The 18,375-nt window shown below is 71.4% G+C and carries 12 protein-coding genes; 2 read left to right on the top strand and 10 right to left on the bottom strand.

Annotated elements, in window-relative coordinates:
- Nucleotides 1-410: 410 nt before the first annotated feature.
- Nucleotides 411-1,340, bottom strand: coding sequence for a homoserine kinase (gene thrB, locus ACGFIV_RS10675; protein ID WP_358551061.1), 930 nt, complete (start codon nucleotides 1,338-1,340; stop codon nucleotides 411-413).
- 140 nt (nucleotides 1,341-1,480) lie between these two features.
- Nucleotides 1,481-2,539: a threonine synthase gene (gene thrC / locus ACGFIV_RS10670; RefSeq protein ID WP_358551059.1), complete on the bottom strand. Its 1,059-nt coding sequence runs from the start codon at nucleotides 2,537-2,539 to the stop codon at nucleotides 1,481-1,483.
- A 329-nt stretch (nucleotides 2,540-2,868) separates the two neighbouring features.
- On the opposite strand from thrC, the gene ACGFIV_RS10665 reads away from it, so the two are divergent.
- Entirely contained in the window at nucleotides 2,869-4,071 is a 1,203-nt protein-coding gene (locus tag ACGFIV_RS10665; RefSeq protein WP_392833904.1) for a class I SAM-dependent methyltransferase, read from the top strand.
- A 300-nt stretch (nucleotides 4,072-4,371) separates the two neighbouring features.
- Nucleotides 4,372-6,045, top strand: coding sequence for a glycosyltransferase (locus tag ACGFIV_RS10660; protein WP_392833901.1), 1,674 nt, complete (start codon nucleotides 4,372-4,374; stop codon nucleotides 6,043-6,045).
- Nucleotides 6,046-6,183: 138 nt separating this feature from the next.
- Here the strand turns inward: ACGFIV_RS10660 and ACGFIV_RS10655 are convergent, their stop codons facing one another.
- The 8 genes from ACGFIV_RS10655 to ACGFIV_RS10620 all read right to left on the bottom strand — a co-directional run bounded on the left by ACGFIV_RS10655 (nucleotide 6,184) and on the right by ACGFIV_RS10620 (nucleotide 18,262).
- Nucleotides 6,184-8,046, bottom strand: coding sequence for a glycosyltransferase (locus ACGFIV_RS10655; RefSeq protein ID WP_392833898.1), 1,863 nt, complete (start codon nucleotides 8,044-8,046; stop codon nucleotides 6,184-6,186).
- Nucleotides 8,043-9,158 (bottom strand): glycosyltransferase family 2 protein, encoded by a 1,116-nt coding sequence (locus ACGFIV_RS10650; RefSeq protein ID WP_392833896.1) that lies wholly within the window; start codon nucleotides 9,156-9,158, stop codon nucleotides 8,043-8,045. Before ACGFIV_RS10650 ends, ACGFIV_RS10655 begins: the two co-directional genes overlap by 4 nt.
- Before the next feature lie 93 nt (nucleotides 9,159-9,251).
- Nucleotides 9,252-10,538, bottom strand: coding sequence for a homoserine dehydrogenase (locus tag ACGFIV_RS10645; protein WP_358550575.1), 1,287 nt, complete (start codon nucleotides 10,536-10,538; stop codon nucleotides 9,252-9,254).
- A 101-nt stretch (nucleotides 10,539-10,639) separates the two neighbouring features.
- Complete coding sequence (gene lysA / locus ACGFIV_RS10640; protein ID WP_358550565.1) at nucleotides 10,640-12,022, bottom strand: diaminopimelate decarboxylase; 1,383 nt, start codon at nucleotides 12,020-12,022, stop codon at nucleotides 10,640-10,642.
- A 127-nt stretch (nucleotides 12,023-12,149) separates the two neighbouring features.
- Complete coding sequence (locus ACGFIV_RS10635; RefSeq protein WP_358550573.1) at nucleotides 12,150-13,004, bottom strand: anticodon-binding protein; 855 nt, start codon at nucleotides 13,002-13,004, stop codon at nucleotides 12,150-12,152.
- Nucleotides 13,005-13,130: 126 nt separating this feature from the next.
- A complete protein-coding gene (locus ACGFIV_RS10630) occupies nucleotides 13,131-13,718 on the bottom strand; it encodes a hypothetical protein (RefSeq protein ID WP_358550563.1) in 588 nt (195 codons plus the stop codon).
- A gap of 1,643 nt (nucleotides 13,719-15,361) precedes the next feature.
- A complete protein-coding gene (locus ACGFIV_RS10625; protein ID WP_392833891.1) occupies nucleotides 15,362-16,078 on the bottom strand; it encodes a hypothetical protein in 717 nt (238 codons plus the stop codon).
- A 975-nt stretch (nucleotides 16,079-17,053) separates the two neighbouring features.
- The gene (locus ACGFIV_RS10620; protein ID WP_358550559.1) at nucleotides 17,054-18,262 is read right to left on the bottom strand and encodes an ice-binding family protein; all 1,209 of its coding nucleotides are present in this window, start codon (nucleotides 18,260-18,262) and stop codon (nucleotides 17,054-17,056) included.
- Between the last annotated feature and the right edge of the window lie 113 nt (nucleotides 18,263-18,375).

Raw genomic sequence — 18,375 nt, 5'->3', positions numbered from 1 at the left:
GCCAGGCGTCCCGGTGGTGCGACCCGGCGGGACAGACCGGGTCGGGCTGTACGAATTCCTAAGGTGTCGGGAAGCCGGTGCGTCGAACCGGCACATGGCCGTCACCGTCGAGATTCGCGAGCCGTTGGGGGCCCGGGGGTCTCCCCCCGGCTGGTTACCGCCGACCAGATGTCGATGTCCGTCGAACGCGCATGTCCCCGATTACGCCGCTTCTCGACGCGCCAACCGGATGTGGACCAACCGGAGGTGATCAATTCGGGAAGCCCGCTGTGCGGCCTACGTCTTGCGACGGAAGGCGCGATCCAGCGATGTATGGCTGACAAGCACGCACCCGCAACGGGGGCATCTGGTGCGGCTATCAGCCTAACATCACCAGCGCACACTGCTATTCCCTGAAGGTCGAAGATGCATCAGCGTGTCTCGGGAAACTGAACGCTCGCGCCAGACTGGTCGACGTCCAATGGCTGGATGTGCCAGTCACTACCCACTTCCGACGCGATCAAATCATGGGTATCCGTCGTTCCGAACACAAGAACCGTCGGTCCGGCTCCCGACACAACGGCGGGCACCCCGGCCACGCGGAGACGTTCTACCAGATCAGCCGTGCCCGGCATCGCAGGCGCGCGGTAGGTCTGATGCAAACGGTCTTCGGTGGCGGCGAGCAACAACCCGCTCTCCGGCCGCTGGGTGAGCGCCGCGATGAGCAGGGCGGCGCGTCCGGCGTTCGCCGCTGCGTCGGCATGCGGCACGTCCTTCGGCAGTAGCCCGCGCGCCTCCTCGGTGGAGAGCCGGGTTCTCGGCACACACACCACAGGTCGGACGCCCCCATGCGGGCTCAACTTCAGCTTACGCGGAGTTCCGGACAGGTCGGTCCACGCGATGGTGAGACCTCCGGAAAGGCATGGCGCGACGTTGTCGGGGTGGCCCTCGATCTCGGTGGCCAGCGCGAACACCTCGTCGTCCGGCATCCCGGGCGCGGCGAGCGCCCGGGCGGCCATGATCCCCGCGCAGATGGCGGCGGAGGAGGAACCGAGCCCACGGGCGTGCGGGATGCGGTTGAGGCACCGCAGCCGGACGCCCAATGGCTGCGGCACGCCGGCGCGGTCGAAGGTGGCGCGCATCGCCCTCACGATCAGGTGACCCTCGCCGGTGTCGAGCTCCCCCGCCCCCTCGCCCTCGACCTGGACCTCGACGGCACTGCCGCCCGAGGGCACCCGGTCGACGAGGCCGGCCTCGACCTCGTCGTACAGGGCGAGCGCGAGGCCCAGCGAGTCGAAGCCCGGGCCGAGATTCGCGCTGGTGGCGGGCACGCGGACGACGACGGTGTTGCTCGTTGCCATGCGTTTCCTCGTTGTCTCGTCGGGCTCTGGCGATCGCGAACGGGTCGTCGCCTCGGGGCCGGGGATCGCGAACGGTCTTTCGTCGGGCTCGGGTGATCGCGAATGGTCGTTCTCGTCGGGCTCGGGTGATCGCGAACGCGTCAGGCGAGCTCAAGGGCGGCGGCGGCCGCGAAGGCGTCGACGGGGATCGTCAGCGGGGTCGGGGCTCCGGAGATCGCCCAGTCGGGGTCCTTCAGGCCGTTGCCCGTGACGGTGCAGACGACGCGCTCGCCCTGGCGGAGCAGCCCCTGCTCGTGGGCCTGGAGCAGGCCCGCCACGCTCGCGGCCGAGGCCAGCTCGACGAACACGCCCTCCTCTTGGGCGAGAAGCTTGTACGCCGCGGCGATCTGCCGGTCGGTGACGGCCTGGATGGCTCCGCCGGACTCGTCGCGTGCGGCCTCGGCGAGCTTCCAGGAGGCCGGGTTGCCGATGCGGATAGCCGTGGCGATGGTGTGCGGGTGGGTGACGGGCGCGCCGTTGACGATGGGCGCCGCTCCGCTGGCCTGGAAGCCCAGCATGCGCGGGGTCCTGGTGGCCGCGCCGTCGGCGGCGTACTCGCGGTAGCCCATCCAGTAGGCCGAGATGTTGCCGGCGTTGCCGACGGGGATGCAGTGCACGTCGGGCGCGTCGCCGAGGGCGTCGACGATCTCGAAGGCCGCGGTCTTCTGCCCCTGGAGCCGGTGGGGGTTGACCGAGTTGACCAGGGCGATGGGGTAGTTCTCCGCGAGCTTCCTCGTCATGTCGAGGCAGTCGTCGAAGGAGCCGTCGACCTGGAGCAGCTTGGCGCCGTGGACGAGGGCCTGGGCCAGCTTGCCCATCGCGATCTTGCCTCGCGGCACGAGGACCGCGCAGGTCAGCCCGGCCCGTACGGCGTAGGCGGCGGCTGAGGCGCTGGTGTTGCCCGTGGAGGCGCAGATGACCGCCTTGGCGCCCTCTTCGAGGGCCTTGCTGATCGCCACGGTCATGCCGCGGTCCTTGAAACTGCCGGTGGGGTTGAGCCCCTCCACCTTGAGATGGACCTCACACCCGGTGAGGGCGGAGACGCGCCTGGCGGGGACCAGCGGTGTGCCGCCTTCGAGCAAAGTGACCACGGGCGTCGTCGTGGTCACGGGGAGCCGGTCACGGTATTCCTCGATAAGGCCACGCCACGCCCTGAACATTGGATGCTCCTCCCGCGCCCGGCCCAGCGCGAAGCGGGCCCGACGGCGCGTAACCATTGGGTCCGCTACCAGCGGTATCAGGCAACGAGTCTACGGGGGGTGGACCCCCCTCCGCGTCGCCTGTCCACAGGCTGGACCACCTTTGTAAACCGTTGACACCAATCCTCGGGCAGGCTCGCTCGCCCCGGCGCCGAATGCGGGCAAGACCGCACCCCTGAAGAACCCCCGAAATCCTCACTGTCTCTTTAGCATCTTTTCCACCAGACTTGGGCGACCACAGTCCCCGAAAGCGGGGGCGACATCATGACGCCCGGAGGGGAAACGTCGCCGTGACCGACGACCAGGTCTTCCACGCTTGTCACGGCACCGAAGTGAACCCGGCCCCTCATGACATCGCGAACGTCCACGCGGCACGCGGCACGGACGTACGGGAGGCCGGGCGCCTCGACCGCGTGCACTGGATCCTCGACCACCTGCCCGCGAGCCGCCCGGGGCGCCCCGTCACCGTGCTCGATCTGGGCTGCGACGACAGTGAGCTCACGCTGCTGCTCGCCGAGCGGGGCGACCGGGTGAGCGGGATCGACGTCGAGCCGCCCGCCATCGCGCACGCGCGCCGCCGCCGCGACCGGCTCCCGGCCGACGTGGCGTCGCGCACGGACTTCACGGTGGGCGACGGGCACGGCCTGGACGGCGTTCCGGACGGCGCGTTCGACGCGGCGGTCGCCGGGGAGATCCTCGACCGCGTCGGGGATCCCGTCCAGGTCCTCAGTGAGCTCCACCGGACGCTCCGGCCGGGGGCGACGCTCGTGTTCACGGTGCCGTACGGCGTGAGCGAGGAGGTCCTGCGGCTCGCCCGGGCAGGAAGCGCCGAGCGGCCCGAGGACGCCGAGCTCGCCGCGGCGGGCCCCGGGCGGGACGACGACGCCGAGCGGCGGCGGGTCTTCTACCACGGCAGCCTCCGTCACCTGGTGGAGCCCCTGTTCGAGATCCGCGAGCTCACCGTGCTGCGGCAGCACCTGGCCGGGGTGGCGGTACGCCGGGACGAGCGACGCGGCACACCCGGTTTCGCGCTGAGCCGGGCCGAGACCGCGTTCCTCCAGCGGGAGCGGCGCCTCCACGGCGAGATCGGCGAACTGCGGGCGCTCTGCGCCGAGATGGCCGCGCGCGAGGGCACGCTCATGCGCGCCGGAGAGGATCTGCTCGGCCGCAACGCCGAGCTGAGCGCCGAGGCGGCCCGCCTCAGGCACCGGGTGGGCCATCTCGAAGGCCGCCTCGCCGAGTATCGCGAGCTGATCGCCCGGCTGCGCCGGTCGCGGGCATGGCGGCTCATCACGGCCTACCGCCGCGTACGGTACCCCGCGGGCGGAAAGATCGCGGGCGGAAAGGTCACGGGTGGGAAGGTCACGGGCCGGGAGGCGGTGGCGCCGGTCGCCGCGAAACGTCCCATGGTGATCACGGGGTCGGCGGACGCGACGAGGCCCGCCCTGCCGGCCCGTACGGAAGCGCCGGCGCCCGTGACGCCCGCGAAGTAGGCCGTCGAAGGCTCTTCGGAGAAAGGCCGCGCGCCCGGGAACGGGCGCACGCGGGGTGCGGGGACGTGCCGGGTGACGCCGAAGATCGTGGTTACCGGACGGATTCCATGGGCATTGAAGGATCCCCAGGTGACGGTCATCGTGAGGTGTCAGGGCCTCCTATGAAGTTCACAGGCTCCTTGTATAGGGTCGGCTCCCGGCGGCGAACCGGACCCGAAGGAGCGCCCATCCTGACCGCCGCGTCGATCGCGCCACCACAGCACGTCACCGACGAACGCTTGAGGCAAGGGCTTCCTCCTCGTGACTGACACCCCGAGAACCCCCAGCACGACCCGGGCGGGCGACCGGCCCGTCATCCGCCACAACGACTACTCCACGCTGGTCCCGCCCCCGCTGGGCGAGTGGACGCCGGGCCTGCCGGTCAGCGTGGTCATCCCCGCCCACGGCGGGCAGCGGCGCCTCGACCTGACGCTCGCCGCGCTGGCGGCGCAGACATACCCGTCGGGCCTGATGGAAGTCGTGGTCGTCGACGACGGCAGCGAACCGCCGCTGCGGCTGCCCGAGATCCGCCCTGAGCACACGCGCCTGGTCCCGGGCGCGCCCGGCGGCTGGGGCACGGCCCACGCGCTGAACACCGGGGTGCGGGCCGCCGGAGGGGAGATCGTCCAGCGCCTCGACGCGGACATGGTGGTCTGCCGGGAGCACATCGAGGCCCTCATGCGCTGGCACCACCTCACCGACTACGTGGTGACGATCGGCGCCAAGGTCTTCGTGAAGGAGCCCGCCCTGACGGCGGCCGAGGTGCACGCGGCAGTGCGTGAGGGAGGGCTCGACACGCTCTTCGACATGTCAGGAGCCGTGCCCAGCTCGACCGAGTCGACCATCCGCCGCCTGGACGGGCTGCGTGCCAGCAAGAACCCGTACCACGTCTGCACCGGGCCCACGGTCTCGTTCCGCCGTTCCCTGTTCTACCAGGTGGGCGGCCTGGACCCCGAGGTCCTCAGGGGCGAGGACACCGAGTTCGCCTACCGGCTCGCGATGAGCGGCGCCGTGTTCGTCCCCGACATGGAGGCGCGGGCCGTCCACCTCGGGATCCCGGCGCAGCGCGTCGACAAGGAGGCGACCGTCCGGGTCGTGTCCCCGTTCCTGGCCCATCGGATTCCGCTCCGCCGCGACCTGCGCAAGGAGGGCGGCAGGAGCTGGCTGGTGCCGTACGTCGAGGTGGTGCTCGACGCGGAGGGCTCCACCGAGCCGGAGGTGCGCGCGGCCGTGAGCGCGGCGCTGGGCGGGAGCCTGCCCGATGTGGCGGTCACGCTCGCCGGCCCGTGGCCCGAACTGACCCAGGACCGCCACCCGGTGCTCGACGATCCTCACTTCGAGCTGCGACTGGTGCACGAGCAGTTCCGGTATGACAAGAACGTCCGCATCGCCCCGGCGGTCGTCCCCGACCCGGCTCCCATCCCGTTCCGGTACACCGGTCCCGTGGACGTGCCGCTGGGACGCCGTTCGCTGGAGCTGATGATCAAGGCGGTCACCGATGAACGGGCCGGGCTGCTCGTGGTGGAGTTCCCCGACGGCCGCACGGCGCGGCTGGAGCGCACCGACGCCCTCAACCGCGCCCGCCTGCTCGCCGCGCCCGGCGAGGATCTCGCAGAGGTGATCGAGCGGACCCACGGGGTACGCCGCGGCGAGGCCGGCCGATTCTGGCCCCTGGCGAACAGGCCCAAGACCAGGCCCGCCGGGGACGACACGGCTGAGGCCGCGCGGACCACATCGGCCGGAGAGCCGACGTCCGCACCGGCGGGAGAGCCTGCGGCCACGCCGGCCGGGGAGCCGCAGGTCAGCGATGCGGCCCCCGGTGACCGGCCAGGGCCGGAGCCGGCGGGGCATACGCGCCAGCCCGCCCGCGCCGCCTCGCGCCCGGCACGCGAGAGGCTGGCCAGCCGCCTGCGTACGGCCCTCCGCGGACGCTGAACACAGACGCCGGCCGGCAGGGGCGCTCACAGGCGGACGCCCGGCGGGCGGGACGCTCACAGGCAAGCGCCGGCGGGCGGGACGCTCACAGGCAGGCGCCGGCAGAGGTTCGCTGATCGGGGTCGGAGCGGTGAGGCGCTAACCGGCGGGCCGCGGTGAGGGGCCCTCGGTGCTCGGCGAGGTCTGCGGGCCGGTCTCCTCCTCGGGCGGCAGGGACGGCGCGGAGCCGTTGTCCAGGCGCGATGATCCGGCCCGCCTGGCGGAAAGTCGTTTGATCATGGTGCGCAGGCGGCTCGCCTTGAGCGCCGCGACCTCCCTCCGCAGGCCGCCGACCTCGCGGCGAAGATCGACGGCGGTCTTGCGCCACCGGCCGGACTCCTCGCGCCACTTGCTCACCTGGCCGCGCAGCCGTTCGACCTCCTTGGTGAGCTTGACCACCTCGGCCTCGGTCTCCAGCCTGGCGCGGTAGGCCATCCGGCGGCCCTTGCCCGGGGAGCTCTCCGAGGCGGGCAGGAAGCCCAGCGTCTCACCGTCGATCCAGAGCGAGCCGAAGACGTCGTCCACCGCTTCGTCGTACCGCCGCGCGTCCGCCTCCCCGTACGGGCCGAGGTCCGCCTCACCGTACGGACGCGCGCCCGCCTCACCGTACGGGCCGGCGTCCGCCTCACCGTACGGACGCGCGTCCCCTTCCCCGTTCGGACGCGTGGCGGGGGCGGGGGCCGGGTGGGTGACTAGGGCGGCGCGGGCGAAGGCGGAGCGGCGCTCCAGCCGGGCCTCGGCCACGCCCTCAGGAGCCTCGGCGAGCAGCACGCTGACCAGGCCGTACCCGCCGTCCACCGCGAGGTCGAGCAGGCGGGCGAGGGTGTCCTCCCCCGGCACCCAGCCCGCCGGGAGGCGGAGCCGGAACGGCGCGAGTCGCTCGGCCTCGGACGGCATGAGCCGTACCCGGCTCTCGTGGGCGTAGTGGCCGTGGACGAGGGTCAGGTCGAGACGGGGGTCGGTGAGGGGGGCCCGGCGCTCGGGGACCAGGGTGTCCCAGGGGCCGGTCAGCAGCACCGAGACGTCGGGGACCGTGCCGGCGAGGACGGCGTCCACGGTGGCACGGGTCTCCTCGTAGCCCTCGGCCTCGACCACGACCTCCAGGTACGGCACCTTCCACTGGCGCGTCGGATGGGCGCGGAGCCAGCGGTACTGCGGGACGCGGTCGCCGATCAGGGCGTGGCTGACCCGGTCGATGGGCTGCTTGTCGCGCATCCGCATCGACGGCCCGAGGTGGAACCCCCTGGCCAGCGGCTCGGGGACGAACACCGCCCCCGCCTGTGCCAGGCGGTAGCCCATCTCGGTGTCCTGGCCGAGGATGAGCTCCTCGTCCATGGGCCCCGCGGCGTCGATGAGCCGGCGGTTCACGGAGGTGGCGCCGCCCACGTGGAGGCTGAAGGCGCGGTTGGGGGTCTCGGTGAGGCCGTTGGTGCGCTGGACCAGGTCGACCAGCCACTCGTGGGGCTCGGCGGGCTCGAAGAGCTTGGCGAGGTCGTCCGCCGCCGCCACGACCTCCGGCGGAGGCAGCGCGGCCGTCGTGAACCGCAGGTAGCTGGTCACCACCAGGTACGGCGCGAGGTGGTGCCAGCGCATGTGCGCCTCGACCTCGTGCCGGTCGGCGACCACGTCGGAGTCGAGCCAGTGGATCACGTCGCCGGTCGCGGCGGCGAGCCCGGCGTTGCGCGCGTCGGCCCTCCCGGGCGTGTCGCAGACGATCAGCCTGGTGCCGGGCGGGCGGATCTGCGGCAGGCGCAGGGCCGGGCTGCTGCCGTTGTCGACGACGACGACCTCGACCAGTTCCCCGGGATAGCTCTGGACGGAGAGACCGGCGAGCGCCAGGTCGAGCTTCTCCTGGCCGTTGTGGGCCGGAACCACGACGCTCACCCGCAGGGCCGGCGTCCAGGCGCCGAGCGCGGGCGGGTCGAGCACCGTGTAGTCGTTACCGCGGATCCGTGGTGTCATGAGGCTTCCAGGATCCGGCTCGGGCGGAAACCGCGCCACTGGTTCGCCGCGACGCGCAGGAAATGCGCGAGGGGAAGCTGCCAGGTGTGGCCGGCGGCGAGCGATCGGCGCAGGACGTAGCCGAGGCCCTGGGTGCGGTAGATGCGGGCGCCGGCGGCGTGGGCGGTCTTCAGGAACTGGGCGTCCACCGCCCGCGGCACCCCCTCAAACCCGCCTATTTCATGAAATTTCGCCCGAGCGAGGAAGATCGTGCCGCCGGCGACGTGGTCCGACCAGATCTCGCTGGTGTAGTCGGTGCGGCGGACCGTGACGTTCAGCGGCTCCAGGTAGAAGAACTCCGCCGTCGTGCCCACGATGTCGGCCCCGCTGTACCCTCGGGCCAGCAGCAGGTCGGAGAGGTGCTCCGGGGAGTACCAGTCGTCGTCGTCCCATTTGGCGATCTCGTCGCCGCTCGCCCTGGCCGCCGCCTGGTTGAGCACCTCGCCGAACGGCGTGGCCTCGTCCGCCTCCACCACCGTGACCGGCAGCGGGAAGCCGTCGAGCGCCCGGCGCACGTCCTGCTGAGAGGCGGGGACGCCGTGCAGCCCGAGCAGGACCTCCACCTCGACGTGGCGCTGGCGGGCGATCTGGTCGAGCGCCGACCCGAGCAGGTGCGGCCGTTTGCTCGACATCACCACGCTGACCTTCGGCACGGAGGCGCCGGACGGGCGCACGGGAGGCGTCGCGTGACGCCGCAGCCGCAGGCTGTGCTCCTCCCTGCGCAGGTCGCTCACCGACCGGAGCGACTCGTCGCGCGGGCCGGGTGCCCAGGAGGTGAGCAACCGGGCGAGCCCGGCATCGGCCTGCCCGACCCAGGCGGGCACCTCGCCGGCGTACACCGGGACCCCGGCCGAGGCCAGGCCGTAGATGGTCTCCAGCACCCCCGCCCGTCCCTCGGGCCAGCGGACGCGCAGCCCGTCGAAGGGACGGAGCCGTACGATGTCGGCCGCGCTCAGGGGGAGACCGGCGGCCTCACCGGCGAGCAGGGGCCGCCCGTCCTCGAAGGCCAGGTCGGCAGGGCCGGCCGAGGGAGTGCGTACGTAGCCGAGCGGTGTGGGGTCGCCCTCTCCCAACACGCCACCTCTCAATCCGGCCCCGCGGGGGGCGGGGGAAGACGGCCGTCGTCACCCAGGCCCGCCGTCCAGACCTGGCACCCGAGCCCGAGGTCAGCGCGTGTCGTCGCCCTCGACGCGCATCATGCTGGTCACGCCTCTGACGATGTCCAGCTCGCGCAGGTCGTCTATCGTGGCGGACAGCGCGGCGTCGTGTGCCCTGTGCGTGACGAGCACGAGCTGGGCGTCGTCGCCGTGGCCCTCCTGGCGCACGGTCTGGATCGACACGTCGTGCTTGGCGAAGATGTCGGCGACCCTGGCCAGCACGCCCGGCTTGTCGGCGACGTCCAGGGACACGTGGTAGCGCGTGACCGTCTCGCCCATCGGGTGCACGGGCAGGTCGGCGTAGGTCGACTCCTGCGGCCCGTGGGTGCCCGCGAGGCGGTTGCGCGCGACGGCCACCAGATCGCCCAGCACGGCCGAGGCGGTGGGCGCCCCCCCGGCGCCCTTGCCGTAGAACATCAGCTGGCCCGCGGACTCGGCCTCGACGAACACCGCGTTGTACGCCTCGCGGACCCCGGCCAGCGGGTGACTCCTCGGGATCATCGCAGGGTGGACGCGGACGCCGACCGAGCGGCCGTCGTCGGACCTGGCGCAGATGGCCAGCAGCTTGATGACGTACCCCATGGCCTTGGCGCTGGCCACGTCGGTCGCGGTGATCTCGGTGATGCCCTCGCGGTGCACGTCGGCGGCCGTCACGCGGCTGTGGAAGGCCAGCCCGGCGACGATGGCGGCCTTCGCGGCGGCGTCGAAGCCCTCGACGTCGGCCGTCGGGTCGGCCTCGGCGTACCCGAGGGACTGGGCCTCGTCGAGCGCGTCGGTGAACGAGGCGCCCGAGGTGTCCATCTTGTCGAGGATGTAGTTGGTGGTGCCGTTCACGATGCCGAGCACGCGGTGGACGCGGTCGCCCGCCAGGGACTCGCGCAGCGGGCGGACCAGCGGGATCGTCCCGGCCACGCTGGCCTCGAAGTACAGATCGACGCCGTTCTCCTTGGCGGAGCCGTGGATCGTGGCGCCGTCCTCGGCGAGCAGGGCCTTGTTGGCGGTGACGATCGACTTGCCCGTGGACATGGCGGCCAGGATGAGCGACCTGGCCGGCTCGATGCCGCCGATCACCTCGACCACGATGTCGACGTCGTCCCTGGTCACCAGGGCCTCGGCGTCGGTGGTCAGCAGCGCCGGGTCGACGTCGCCCTCGCGCTTGCGGCCGAGGCGCCTGACGGCCACCCCGGCGAGCTCCAGCGGGGCGCCGATGCGGGCGGCGAGGTCGTCGGCCTGCTCGTGCATCAGCCTCACGACCTGCGAGCCGACGACTCCGCAGCCGAGCAGCGCGACCTTCAGCGGCCTGCCGGCCTCGCCCGGCCTCTCGTGCCTTCCGCGCTTGTCGGAGGCCGGCTCGTGGACCTCCTGAGCGCCCTCGGACCCTTCCGGTGCGAAAGGTTTCACGCTTGCCCCCTCAACAGGTCGTCCTCGGTCTCCCTGCGGACGATCACGCGCGGCACGCCGTCCCTCACCGCGACCACCGCGGGCCTCGGGAGGTAGTTGTAGTTGTGCGCCAGCGACCGGCAGTAGGCGCCCGTGGCCGGGACCGCGAGCAGGTCGCCCGCCGCGATGTCCCTCGGCAGCCACACGTCGCGGACCACGATGTCACCGCTCTCGCAGTGCTTGCCCACCACGCGGGACAGGACGGGGCGAGCGTCGCTGGTGCGGGACGCCAGCACGCAGGTGTAGTCGGCCCCGTACAGCGCGGTGCGGAGGTTGTCGCTCATGCCGCCGTCGACGCTGACGTACGACCGCAGGCCCTCGACGTCCTTGACCGTGCCGACCTCGTAGACCGTGACGCCGCCGGGCCCGGCGATGGCCCGTCCGGGCTCGACCGTGAGCCGGGGGACGGGCAGGCCCGCGTTCTCGCAGACCCGGGCGACGATCTCGCGCAGGCTGTCGGCGATCACCTTGATGTCGGGCGCGTCGTCACCCTCGACGTAGGCGATGCCGTAGCCGCCGCCGAGGTCGAGCTCCGGCAGGACGACGCCGTGTTCCCGCTTGATCTGCGTCAGCAGCACCGCGAGGCGCCGGGCGGCGACCTCGAAGCCCGCCGTATCGAAGATCTGCGACCCGATGTGGGAGTGCAGGCCGACCAGCTCAAGCTGTGGCAGGGCCAGGATCCGGCGCACGGCCTCGGCCGCCGCGCCGCTGTTGAGCGAGAGGCCGAACTTCTGGTCGTCGTGGGCCGTCGCGATGAACTCGTGCGTGTGCGCCTCGACGCCGGTGGTCACCCGGATCTGGATCTTGGGCCGCACGCCCAGCTCCTCGGCGAGGTAGCCGACGCGGGCGATCTCGTCGAAGGAGTCGACGACGATGTGGCCGACCCCGGCCCGCAGGGCCCTCTCAAGCTCGGCGTACGACTTGTTGTTGCCGTGCAGGGCGATGCGCTCGGGCGGGAAGCCGACGCTCAGCGCCACGGCGAGCTCGCCGCCGCTGCAGACGTCGAGCCCGAGGCCCTCCTGGTCGACCCAGCGGGCGACCTCCTTGCACAGGAACGCCTTGCCCGCGTAATAGACGTCGTCGCCCTGGAAGGCGGCCTTGTAGTCGCGGCAGCGGGAACGGAAGTCGTCCTCGTCGACCACGTACAGAGGGGTGCCGAACTCACGGGCGAGATCGCGGACGTCCACGCCGGCGATCGTGATCGCTCCGTCCACACGGCCGGACATTCGCGGCCAGATGGTGGGGACGAGCATGTTGAGGTCGGCGGGGGCCTGCGGAGGCCGCTCCTCGGGCAGCACCTCCGCGTGCCGGTCACCGGCGGGATGGGCGAATCGACTCACCCGCATGAGGCTATCCGACCCCGTGATCCCACCGCGCCCGTTGCCCAACCAGCGAGACGACGACCTGAAAGATCTCCAGAACGGTAAGCCGCCAGGCATACCGCTTCCGGCGTTTTGCCCGCTTTATTCATATTTTGTGGGGAGCGGTCTGACGCAACTCCGTCAACCCCTCGCCGATGACCCGTCGTACGGCCGCCGCCATCCACAGCCGGGCTCCGTGGGCGGCGGTCGGCGCCTCGTCTCCCTTGGGAAGCGCGGGCGCGTGCTCGAAGGCGTCGTGGTAGGCCTCCGCCAGCCGCTCCAGGTACGCCTGCCAGCCCGGATCCCGGCTCTCGCGCCTGCTCGGCAGCTCGGCCAGCACCCTCAGCACCGCCCGATCACGAGGATCGGCGAGCGCCTCGGGCCGGAAAACGGCGGGCTTGCACGCCTCGGCATCGTGTTCCGGCTCGCTCAGGGCATGATCGTCGAGCCGCCCGTGGTCCGGCGCTCCGGCGCTCTCACCCGCCGTGAAGCCGTGATCGTCGTGCTCGTACCCCAGATCGTCGTCCCGCGCCCCCGTCCGGCGGCCCTCCACCCCCCAGAGCCCCAGATCACGCGCCCAGCGCAGTACGGCTCCCGCCCGTACATAGGCGTATCTGACGACAAATCCAGGGTTGTCCCATGTACGGGGGAAGTCCGGCCACGGACCCGCCTCATCGGCACCCTGCTCACAGGCTCCCCGTGGCGGGGAGAGGGGTTCGGCCAGGATCTCGCGCACGATCTCACCCGGTACGGCCACCTCGATGACCAGGAAACCGTTAGCCCGGACGTCGACCGCCCGGACCCCGGCCAGCGGGCGAAGCCGTACCGCCAGCTCCTCCGCCACCTCGCGCGGGGCCCTGTCAGCCCTCCGGAGCGCCACGGCGGAGACGTACTCCGCCCGGCGCTCCCAGGAACCCTGCGGAACGGGCGGCGACCCGAGCACCACGCCCAACGCGCGCATGAACACCCACGCAGCCTATTAGGACCCACCGAGATGCCCGGGGTCAGCGCACCCCTCCCCCCGGCGGTTCGGCCGGGGAAGGGGTGGGGGGGGTTCGGCCGGTTCGTGGATCTATGCGCTGATCTTTCACCTTTTCGACGCGGGTTTCGCGGCCTCGCCCGGCACCGGCGCGGGCACCAGGGCCGTCTTGCGCACTCCGAAAGGCTCGAAGTCATAGATCGTGTTGTTCACCTGCAGTCCGTCGATCGCACCTATGAAGGGGCTGCCCATGCCCTTGGCGAACCCCAGGCTGAGGGTGATCACCGCGTCCGGCAACCTGGACTTGAGCACGTCGAACGAGCATGGAGAGGAAATGGTGCAGTTGATCAGGCTGCCCGTCGCTCCGCTGGCGTACCACTGGCTGCCCGCCGCGCCGGTGTCGTACTGCTGCCAGGTGTTGGGAAGCTGGGGGGCGGGGGCCGAGGGGCTGGTAGAGGTATCGGGCAGATAGATCAGGGTCGCGTAGTCCGTCGAACCCACATTGGGGTCCACCTCTATGTTGATCCCCGGTGGTGAGACGTCAGCGGGAGAGTTGGTTCCGGCGAACGCCCAGTACTTCAGGATGGTGATGTCACTGATCGGCAGCTCCGCGAAATCCGTCTCGTTGCCGAAGGCGATCGTGTCGGTGTCGCTGACGATGATTCCCAGGCTGCCGACGCCGTAGGGCGGCGGCACGGTGGCCGCGGAGTTCCCGGCAGGGTTTCGGCCGTACGGGCCGGTGCGGTAGACGGCGCTCGGCCCACCCGACGAGTTCCGGCCGATGACACCCCACTTGTCGCCGGCACACGTCAGCTGACAACTCCCCGGCGGCCCCTGCGGCCCCACAGGCCCCTCCGCCCCCGTGGCACCCGTGGGACCAGCAGGACCAGCAGGACCCTCCGGCCCCAACTCCCCTGTCGCACCGGTTGCCCCCGTCGGACCCGTCGGACCGATCGGACCCGTCGGACCAGCTGGCCCAATAGGACCCACCGGGCCCACCGCTCCTGTCGCACCAGTGAGACCTGTCGGACCAGGAGGACCCGCAGCCCCTATCGGGCCCTGCGGCCCCGTTTCGCCCGTTGCGCCTACTGGACCCTCAGGACCTGTTGCACCTGTTGCACCTGTTGCACCCGTTGCGCCTACTGGACCCTCAGGACCTGTTGCACCTGTTGCACCCGTCGCGCCCACCGGACCCGCAGGCCCTGCCACACCCTGAGGCCCTGCTGGCCCGACCACACCCTGCGGCCCAGGCGGACCGACCACACCCTGCTGCCCGGCAGGACCAACCGGCCCCGCAGGGCCGGTGGCACCTGTCGCGCCGACCGGCCCCGCAGGACCAGTCTCACCCTGCGGCCCCGCGGGACCAACAGGGCCCGTCGCACCTGTTGCACCCACGGGGCCCGGATCGCCGGTCTCACCCTGAGCACCCGCAGGACCCACCGGCCCTGCGGGACCCTCGGCACCTGTGGCACCCGCAGGCCCCGCCGCACCCACCGGACCCGCAGGCCCTGCCACACCCTGAGGCCCGGCCGGACCAACCGGACCCGTCGCGCCTGTCGCACCTGTCGCGCCGACCGGACCCGCAGGACCAATCTCACCCTGCGGACCCGCAGACCCCGCCACACCCTGAGGCCCGGCCGGACCGACTACACCCTGCGGCCCAGCCGGACCAAGCGCACCCGGAGGACCGGCCGGACCCGTTGCACCTGTCTCGCCCACTGGACCCGCAGGGCCTGCCACACCCTGAGGCCCTGCTGGCCCGACCACACCCTGCGGCCCAACCGGACCAACCGGACCCGCAGGACCAATCGGACCCGTCGCACCTGTCGCGCCTGTCGCGCCCACCGAACCCGCAGGACCAATCTCACCCTGCGGCCCAGCAGGACCAAGCGGACCCACAGGACCGATCGGACCCGTCGCACCCGACGCGCCCACCGGTCCCGCAGGACCACTGGGACCCGTCGCACCTGTTGCGCCTGTTGCGCCTGTTGCGCCGACCGGGCCCGCAGGACCAATCTCACCCTGCGGCCCAGCCGGACCAAGCGCACCCGCAGGACCAATCGGACCCGTCGCACCTGTCTCGCCCACCGGACCCGCAGGGCCTGCCGCACCCTGCGGCCCTGCTGGCCCGACCACACCCTGCGGCCCTGCTGGCCCGACCACACCCTGCGGCCCAGCCGGACCAACTGGACCCGTCGCACCCGACGCGCCCATCGGTCCCGCAGGCCCAATGGGACCCGTCGCGCCTGTTGCGCCTGTTGCGCCGACTGGGCCCGCAGGACCAATCGCACCCTGCGGACCCGCAGGCCCCGCCACACCTTGAAGCCCTGCTGGACCGACTACACCCTGCGGCCCAGCCGGACCAACCGGACCCGCAGGACCAATAGGACCCGTCGCACCTGTCGCACCGACCGGACCCACAGGACCAATCTCACCCTGAGGCCCAGCAGTCCCCGCCACACCCTGAGGCCCAGCCGGACCGACCACACCCTGAGGCCCAGCCGGACCAACCGGACCCGTCGCGCCTGTTGCGCCGACCGGGCCCGCAGGACCAATCTCACCCTGCGGCCCTGCGGGACCAATCGGACCCACAGGACCCTCGGCACCTGTGGCACCCATCGGCCCCGCCGCACCCACCGGACCCGCAGGCCCTGCCACACCCTGAGGCCCTGCTGGCCCGACCACACCCTGCGGCCCAGCCGGACCAACCGGACCTGGGGGACCCTGCGCACCTGTGGCACCCGTCTGACCTGCAGGACCTGCGGCTCCCGTTGCCCCGGTCGCACCTGTGGGACCCGCAGGTCCGGTGGCGCCTTCGGGTCCCGCAGGGCCGGTCTCACCCTGAACACCTGCAGGACCGATCGGTCCAACGGGACCCACCGGACCCGCTGCACCCACTGGCCCTGCCGGCCCTGCCGGCCCTGCCGGCCCTGCCGGCCCTGCCGGCCCTGCCGGCCCTGCCGGCCCTGCCGGCCCTGCCGGCCCTGCCGGGCCTGCCAGGCCTGCTGGGCCTGCCGGGCCTGCTGCACCTGTCGCACCTGTCGGTCCGGGGACACCCTCTGGTCCTGGCGGGCCCGCAGGTCCAGTCGTACCTGCCGGGCCTTCTGGCCCTACGGGTCCTGCCGGGCCTGTCGCGCCTATCGGGCCCGCCGCGCCTGCCGGCCCCGCCGGCCCTGCCACGCCTTGTGGACCTAGTGGGCCCGCCACCCCTTGTGGACCTAGTGGTCCCGGCAGGCCTGCGGGTCCTTCTGGTCCGATCGATCCTTGTTGTCCCGTAGGTCCTTCGGGTCCGATGGGTCCTTCGGGTCCGATGGGTCCTTCGGGTCCGATGGGTCCTTCGGGTCCGATGGGTCCTTCGGGTCCGATGGGTCCTTTAGGGCCTTCGGGTCCCAGAGGGCCTTCGAGGCCAACGGGGCCTTCTGGTCCGATCGGACCTTTCGGACCGATCGGACCTTTCGCGGTTTTTGTTCCCTTTGGGCTCTTCGGGCTCTTCGGGCTCTTCTTGGCTGTAGGGAGGCGGGGGCCGCGGGGGCATGCGCAGTGGGCCTTTTTGCCCTTGCATCGTTTACAGCAGGTCTTCCGGCAGTGGGGCTTCACATGGAGGTGCGGCTTTTGGGAGGTCGCGCCGGAATGGCGGTAGGGAACCGTCTCGTCGTATTTGGCATCTGAATTGAGTCGAATGGTTCCCGGCTTCTCCGTGAGGGTGTACTCCCGACACGATGCCGCGAGGAAGGACCCGACCATGGCGGCGACGACACCCCACGTCTGGGCGCGCCTGCCGGACTGCGCGATCAGAATATGCCTGTTACCACTCGAATTCATTTCATTCCGTGTCTATTGGGGCCGCGAGGGCGGCCTCTGTGACGCTTCAGCGATGGCCACAGCGAGATACCCGATAGATCCTTTGGAATGCGCCCGCCCGATGCCCGGATGTTAAATTAACACCATGAAGACGGAAAAAGCCGATATTCTATCGCACATAAACGGGTTTATGCCGCATTCCTCGATAGGTGCCACAGAGAGTTCTCGGCCTAAAGGCTGCCCGTACTCCGAGTAGCGCCGCCCTGTCCGAGGAAGGGCCGGCCGGAAGAGAGGCCCGTACGAGGCGCCGGCCGGCTGCTCGCTTTGGTGGACAGGCCCGTTGCCGGCGACGTGCATGTCTGGCACCCGCAGGGCTGTATCAGGCAGAAACCCTGGGAGTCCACGCCCTGGACGAACACCGGTGAGGTGCTGGGATCCAGGTCGGCCGAGCCGGAGTAAGTGGCGACGATCTGGTGCGTGCCCTCGGCGAGGTTCGCGACGGTCAGCGTGGCGTGGCCGGTCGCGTCCACCGGGGCCGTGCCGATGCTCACTCCGTCGCTGAAGAATTCGACCGAGCCCGTCGGGATGGTCGAACCGGAAGACGTGACCGTCGCGACGAAGGTGATCGGACTGTTCTGGTTTATGGCGCACGTCGAGTTCAGCGTGGTCGTGGTGGACCTGTCGGGAGGGGCCTGGCAGACGGCCAGGGTGACGGTGTTCGTGTCCAGGGTGACGACCGCGTCGCGGGCCAGAGCCCGGCCGTTCACGGTCGCGCCGCTCGTGACCGTGATCGAGGTCTGGGCGAGGATGTCGCCGGCGAGAGCGCTGCCGACTCCAAGGGTGGCCGAGCTTCCGACCTGCCAGAAGACGTTGCACGCCTGCGCGCCGCCGATGAGGGTGACCGTGCTGGCGGCTGCGGTGATGAGCGTGGAGGCTGCCTGGAAGATGAAGACCGCGTTCGGGTCGCCCTGGCCGTCCAGCGTCAGGTTTCCGGTGATCTGGAAGGTGCCCGAGGCGGAGTTGTAGACGCCGGGCGTCAGAGTGGTTCCGCCGAGTTCCGTCGGGATGGTGGCGTCGGGAGTGCGGGAGGCGGCGTCGTCGTAGGCGACGCCCAGGTCGATCCCGGCCTGCACAGCCGTTGCGTCGGCGGTATGGATGGTTCCGACCACGACGCCGGGCGGGAAGCCCGTCACCGCCGCGCTCGCGGTGAGCCCCAGATCTCCGGTGACGACGCTCGCGCCGCTGTTCGTCACGGCCGTCTGGGCCAGTACCGCGAAGTTCGCGGCCGTACCCAGCGCGACCGGCGGCGTGGCCGCCGCACTCGCCGTACGAGGGCTCGCCGTCACCGCGCCCATCGCGACCAATACCGTGAGAGCTCCCGCCAGCGTGGAACGGACGATTTTCCTCGGCACGACGCGAGGGCGACCGGAGTCCAGCATCGAACTCCCCCTTCTTTCGGTATTGCCCAGTCCAGACGCATTACCGATGCCGCGTCACACCTTCCGACCTTACTGATCACTCGCCAGGCCATCGTCGTCCGACATGCGGAAGT

This window comes from Sphaerisporangium sp. NPDC049003, assembly GCF_043197795.1.
Classification (GTDB): Bacteria; Actinomycetota; Actinomycetes; order Streptosporangiales; family Streptosporangiaceae; genus Sphaerisporangium.
This window is presented reverse-complemented; position numbering and strand designations above follow the sequence as displayed.

Bases quoted from the DNA above. Each gene is read 5' to 3' on its own strand.
- thrB (WP_358551061.1), bottom strand. From the start codon at position 1,340: ATGGCAACGAGCAACACCGTCGTCGTCCGCGTGCCCGCCACCAGCGCG.
- thrC (WP_358551059.1), bottom strand. From the start codon at position 2,539: ATGTTCAGGGCGTGGCGTGGCCTTATCGAGGAATACCGTGACCGGCTC.
- ACGFIV_RS10655 (WP_392833898.1), bottom strand. From the start codon at position 8,046: ATGACACCACGGATCCGCGGTAACGACTACACGGTGCTCGACCCGCCC.
- ACGFIV_RS10635 (WP_358550573.1), bottom strand. From the start codon at position 13,004: ATGCGCGCGTTGGGCGTGGTGCTCGGGTCGCCGCCCGTTCCGCAGGGT.
- ACGFIV_RS10620 (WP_358550559.1), bottom strand. From the start codon at position 18,262: ATGCTGGACTCCGGTCGCCCTCGCGTCGTGCCGAGGAAAATCGTCCGT.